This window comes from Spirosoma jeollabukense (assembly GCF_054777855.1).
In genome coordinates this window covers 1-5,770 of sequence record NZ_BAAHAD010000035.1, presented here as the reverse complement: position 1 = coordinate 5,770, position 5,770 = coordinate 1, and the positions used below count along the sequence as shown (strand labels likewise).

Below are 5,770 nucleotides of genomic sequence, written 5' to 3'. Positions count from 1 at the left end.
AGCGAGCAGAAAGCCCGCCTTGGTGAAAGTCTCTCCAAAGCCAGCAAGTACCCGGTTGAACAAATCGCCCGCGAGTTACACATCTCTAAAACCACCCGGTATAAATATCTCCGTCTACGCGGGGTCGATATAGGCGCTTCAGGTGAAATCCCGATTGCCACAACGTAGAAAATTGTAGCTGAGGGCTATTTAACGTTTATTAAAGGAGCTCTTAAGTAAGGCTACACTGGTCCAATTCGAGCTAAGTCAATCTATCTAGTACACACATCAACGGCTGTCGGTATCTTTCCACAACCGAGCGTCTATTGGGAAAGCCGCCGTTCGGGCTACGATTATTTGTTCGAATGATGCGTGTGCCGGGTGAAGCAGATAGTTAAAAGAGTCCGGTACAACTGCAGAAGGGACACCAATCGCTAGCACATTAGGCTTGGCCAACCAGGTAGCTATTGCCTGATGATTCACACTAAAATCCGCTTCGTCTCGCCAACCAGTCGGCAAGTCTGACGCATCGAGTAGACCTGGCTGTTCGGGTAGTACCAGCGTCAATAGTACGAGTCGGGGTAAGTCGCTATAGAGTAATGACCGTAAGTGGACGATCTGTTCGAGCAAGGCCAATTCAGGGCTAGCGGAGGTGTGGAGAATACCCGCACCAGGCGGATTCCAGCGACCTCCTAATCGTCGCGCTCCTTCTGCCGAGAGGGGCGTACTCAGAAAGCGTTCTTTAATAAGCCGATACACACGCACCGACGATTCAGTGGAGGTCATGCCAAATCTCAGGAGTAAATGCCATGCTCAATCCGCCCCAACACGGTGTGAACCATACTAAATCCAGTGGTGGTATCTAAAAGGGTAACGGGTGCCTGGCGACGGAGTTCCGGTAAAGGACCATGCAGCCAGCGGCCCAGTACGTCGGTACGCCCATCAAATACATCTAGTCCGTGCTTAATTAACACCTCTAGTAAGAGTAGTCGCTCTGAAGCATTGCTATCTAATCGAGCATCAGGGCGAAGCCGATGTAAGGTACGCTCCGATAGGTTCAGAATACGCGCCATCTCTTTGTCAGTTAGTCCGATAGGTCTGGCTACCTCATCAGCTTTGGCCCGGCTTAAGCCCGCTCGCGACTGTTCGACAATGGCAAAGCCATCACCTGTCCATTCTGTATCTGTGCTTAGCTCCATCGGCTTATTAGTTTAATGTCACTAAGATAAGCGCCATTTGGCACATTCACAACTTATGGCTCAATCTTAGTCGAGCAACACACGTTTGTGATTATGCTTTACTGGAATTCACTTCGACTTGCTCACTACTGAAGCATTGATGCTCCAAGTAAAGAACCGCTGCGAAGCCCGCAATAACTTTTTCGATAAGCTCCGTACGGACATATTTTTTCTGATGCACAGACGTCGACGCAATGATTCCCTCCAGGTCGATTTGGTTAGCGTAGAGCATTAGTCGATGATTCGACTGAGAGTCATCAGGCTCATTACCGATATCGGTAATGACAATTAGCCGTTGACGACTGTCGGGCTGTGCTGCAGCTGAAAGGGAGAGGCTTAGCAAGACTCCAAGCCAATAAAAGCCAGTTATAACTACCTTCTGGATTTGGATCATTGGTTGATCGGCTAAAGGCCGCGTACGAAATGTATTTCGTACGCGTTAGTAAGCTGTTTATTCGACAACGACCCGGACGCGGTCCAGATTCTGGATGCGGGTAAACCGGGTTTTGGCATCGCCTTCCCGTTGAGCCGCGACGCGAAGGGTTGGGAAGTAGGTACCGGGTTTGGTAAAGGTGTAGGTAGACGACACCCGGGCATGAGAACCGGTTTTATCGGACGGCTTGAGTTGGGCCGATACGGGGAAGACATCCGAGCTGTCAAAGGTCCAGCCATGAAGATTACTGATGGTAAAGCCATCGGGTAACCCCTCAAAATTCCAGACCGCCTTCACAACTTTACCCTTGTTTTTTGGTACGGCTACCTCGGCGGTGAGGGTAACCGCTTGCCCCACTTTTACCACGGCTCGTTTGCCGCCATTGGCCAGTACGTTAACCACCGGCTGAATACCTCCCCGCTCGTCTGCCGTAGGGGGAATGACAACCTGTCCGTCGGCAATCGTATAGCGGGTAGTGGCGGCTGGTTCAATACCTTTCTCCACCCAGGCGCTCAAATCCAGCAACGCCTGCTGAAGCACGCCCAGATAACTCACAGTCCGGGTGGGGTCATCTTCAATGGCCACATCCCCGTGCAGAGCGTGGTCGGTGTACCAGAGTCGAAAATGCTGATCGATTTGGTCGCCCAAATTCGCCTGTACCCGGGCCCGGTACCAATCCGCCTGCCAGCCGAACGCTTCCCGATCCCAGCGGGATTCGAGTAAAATCATCTTCCCCTTGAACTTGCCCGTTGGTAATACACCAGCCGCTCCCCGGGTAAAGATGGGTCCTAAAAGCATGGGACGCTGGGGGTAGATCGGTTTGCCGACGGCATCCCGGAACTGGTCGTAAACTACATACTCTTTGCCGGGTATTTGGTGACGGTGATAGGTTTGTACCGCCAGGAAGTTTGAATTGTCGACCTGTACGCTGTCACCCGGCTTTACCAGCGCCAGCAAGGCCGGATCGACCGGGCCAAAAACGACCTTGTCCCCCGAAATCTTGGTCAGCTGCAGGGTCTTACCGGCTGCGGCCCCGCTTTTGATACGCAGGTCTCCGCCTAAAAAGTCAATGTCAGGCAATCCATTTTGCAGTTGAAATCCAACGGGCATGGCTCCTTCCACTCCACCCAGACTTTTCCAGGCGGCATCGGCCGTGCCCCGGTCCTGGACTGACATCGCCTTCGTTAAGCCTAACGCTACGGCCTGGTCAGGGGTGACACCGGCCTTGATGGTACTTCTTTGCTGAATCCGCGCTTTCAGCAGGGAGGCCGGTGCGGCAGCCCCCAGATAGCCAGGGGTGTTCCAGAAATCCTTCTCGAAGTAGGCCCGATCGATGCCGACAATACTTTGGTAGAGCACCAGAAATCCATGAATCCCCATGGTCTTGTAACCGAACCACGACTGAGGAGGGAAACCCATTTTCGTTACTTCCTGCAAGGCTTCTTTTTCTTCGGGATTCAGCCCCGCATACATGTCGCCACTGCCACCGGGTTCAAGGGCATCGATGATCTGAGGGAATTTATCGTGCAATACCCGCATGGCATGCATCCGAACCGTAAAGACGTTGGGAATGGCCATGGGTGAACCCAGCACATACGGCACGACACCATCCCAAACCCCCTCCGTATTTTCGATACCGCCTACCGTCCGATAAGCGCCCCCGCTGCCCCCGAAAGCATAGCCGAACGGACGCTTCCCCCCGTAGAGCTGGCCCGCGATCACCCGCGAATACTGCGCTGATGCCGCATTGGCCCGGTAGGCACCAATGCTGGCATCCCGGGCTTGTGGCTTGGCAAAGTCGATCTTGCCGCCTTCGTTGGTTTCAATAAAATAGGCCCCATGCGAGACCGCAAAGCCAATCTTGTCTTCCTCGCCAGTGGCTCCCTGAGACAAATTTTCATTGTCGGGGAAGGGCGTGATATACTGAAAAAAGTGGCCCTGGTAGGATTCTTTGGGCGGGAAGTAAAACGAGAAACGGGCATCCGTCCCCGTAAAACCACCGTGTACGTACCGGTGGCGGACCGGCTTGTCCCGCCACTCGTCCTGATCCACGTAGGGCTGGCTAAACAGCGTGTCTTGGGTGGTGTATTGTTTAGCGAGTGCCGCGCTTTGCTGGGGCAGATTGTTTTGCGCCTGGCCAACCGAAGCAGCAGCCATTGCCAGGCAAAACAGGACGTTACGAAAACGGATTGATGGCATAGGTACTGAAATTTCTGCAGGTTTGATTTAGTGAGAAGAATCCATTGGCAATGTGGCTACAGGGGTTGCCAGCAACGTATGTATATGCTCATCGAGGGCTTGAAGCCCGCTGGGCGTGCAAAGGCTCCGGATATACTGGCCGATCGTATGGAGCATCAGGTCCTGGGCTGATAAACCGAACCGGTTAAACGCCCCGCCCCGAACGGCAGCCTGGTGAAGCTCCAGCACACTTTGCAAAGCAACGGGGGGAAGAATGTCGACTCGAAAGGCCCCCTCATCTATGGCCTGGTGAATGACGGACAAAAAGTACTGCTCAAATTTTGGCCCAATCACGGCATTTACGCTCTGTTCCAGTTCGGGGTAGTAATAGTGCAGATCTTCGTAAAAGACTTTATTGATCTGGTACTCTTTGTCTAGGGCCGTTTGCCAGATCGTATACAAGAGACAGGCCGCGTTTTCTCCAGCGGGGAGGTGTTCCAGCAGTTGGTATTGCTCGCCGTGGTAGCGATACAGGAGGGCTTCCAAAAGCTCTTCTTTATTTTTAAAATACTTATAGACTGTTTTGGTGGAGATGTTGAGCGACTCAACAAGCTTCTGAATGGACATTTGCCGAATGCCATACTGTAAGCACAGGTTCAGGGAGGCCTGTACGATTTCGTCCTTCATAAGAGCTGGCTATGGAAAATTTAAACCTTAATTTATTTTCCATGACAAAGGAGCAGGAAAATATTTTCACAAACAAATTTTCCCGACGATTTTAAACAGCTTTTGGACTGCGACTGACATACGGCCAGGGTGCATCGGCACACATGAATTTAAAGGCGTTTCTCCCTTAATAAACAGCAGGCCTTAATAGAATTTTGACCTAATTTTAGGTGTTTTTGAAAGTACTGAAAGTGACTTTTGAAAATCTCAAAAAACGCCCATTTCTTGAAGCAGGTACATCTGACTTTCTTCGTCTCATGCTGGAGGGTTTTCTAAGACAGTGCTTTTTTTACTAGTTGTCAACTACTATACATAGATATGGTAAACTTAAGGATATCAAGGGCAAATTACCCCCTTCTTTTGTCGTAATAGAACCCCCTTAAGTACGTGAAAGACGCCTAGATTTACGCAGGTCTATAAACAAATGCACAACCTCAACCAAGCAGTATGCAAAAACAAGTTCTTCTTGACATGGTAGCCCAAAACCAGACGACTTGTTCGTTTGCCTTCGATCAGATTACACCCCAAAATGCCACGCTTCGACTCAATCCAGATACAGCTTCGATTGGCTTTATCTATCGGCACACGGGCGAAATGATGAATCTGTTTGGCTTGTTTTTTGGTCTTCCTGTGGCAGTGCAAAATACGACCATGGGTCACACCGATACAGGCCAAGGCCAGGATACCGAACTTAGTAAGCGATTGGTCGAAGAAGGGTATCAACTGTTTCAAGCTTATATTGAGACCACTGCTGACGATGCCTGGCAGGAGTCAATTGAAACGCCTTTCTTCGGTAGAGTCTGCCGAACCAGCCTGTTGGGTCATGTGCTGTTTCACACGGCGCATCATGCGGGCCAGATCTCTTTAACCTTAAGCAGAGGCCAGAGATTTGACTAAGGCTTGTCGTAGGGGAGTGAACTGGATCACATTTTGCCCTTGAGCGACTTTATACGTTCACTCTTTTTATATACCAGTAGTGGCTTAAGACCACCCTTTTATCGGGCCGGTTCCTTTAAGGTAAGTACTCCATTTTGTTAGATAAAAACAAGCCCTGTCTTACAACTGTAGGACAGAAGAAGATGTCGTAAATAATCCGAAGAAACAGTATTTTAACTAGGATCTGTGGACAATCAAAGTAGTAAAATCATAGTTGAGGCTAAGTAGACAAAGCCAGCAAAGCTGATCGCCGTCTTTTCATAACGAGTCGCCACCCGGC

General features: G+C 50.6%; 6 protein-coding genes. 1 reads left to right on the top strand and 5 read right to left on the bottom strand.

Going from position 1 to position 5,770, the window contains the following annotated elements; genetic code table 11:
* Nucleotides 1-267: 267 nt before the first annotated feature.
* From ACYVEA_RS34145 to ACYVEA_RS34125, 5 genes are all read right to left on the bottom strand, one after another.
* Nucleotides 268-765 carry an RES family NAD+ phosphorylase gene (locus ACYVEA_RS34145; protein ID WP_461117867.1) on the bottom strand — a complete coding sequence of 166 codons (498 nt, stop codon included), beginning with the start codon at nt 763-765 and terminating at the stop codon, nt 268-270.
* A gap of 8 nt (nt 766-773) precedes the next feature.
* Nucleotides 774-1,178: a type II RES/Xre toxin-antitoxin system antitoxin gene (parS, locus tag ACYVEA_RS34140; RefSeq protein ID WP_461117866.1), complete on the bottom strand. Its 405-nt coding sequence runs from the start codon at nt 1,176-1,178 to the stop codon at nt 774-776.
* 91 nt (nt 1,179-1,269) lie between these two features.
* Nucleotides 1,270-1,611 (bottom strand): nucleoside hydrolase-like domain-containing protein, encoded by a 342-nt coding sequence (locus ACYVEA_RS34135; RefSeq protein WP_461117865.1) that lies wholly within the window; start codon nt 1,609-1,611, stop codon nt 1,270-1,272.
* Between the two features lie 57 nt (nt 1,612-1,668).
* Nucleotides 1,669-3,849, bottom strand: coding sequence for a hypothetical protein (locus tag ACYVEA_RS34130; RefSeq protein ID WP_461117864.1), 2,181 nt, complete (start codon nt 3,847-3,849; stop codon nt 1,669-1,671).
* Between the two features lie 27 nt (nt 3,850-3,876).
* Nucleotides 3,877-4,515 (bottom strand): TetR/AcrR family transcriptional regulator, encoded by a 639-nt coding sequence (locus ACYVEA_RS34125; protein WP_461117863.1) that lies wholly within the window; start codon nt 4,513-4,515, stop codon nt 3,877-3,879.
* Nucleotides 4,516-5,001: 486 nt separating this feature from the next.
* Here ACYVEA_RS34125 and ACYVEA_RS34120 point away from each other — a divergent pair, with 486 nt between their 5' ends.
* Complete coding sequence (locus ACYVEA_RS34120) at nt 5,002-5,451, top strand: DinB family protein (protein ID WP_461117862.1); 450 nt, start codon at nt 5,002-5,004, stop codon at nt 5,449-5,451.
* Nucleotides 5,452-5,770 lie beyond the last annotated feature (319 nt).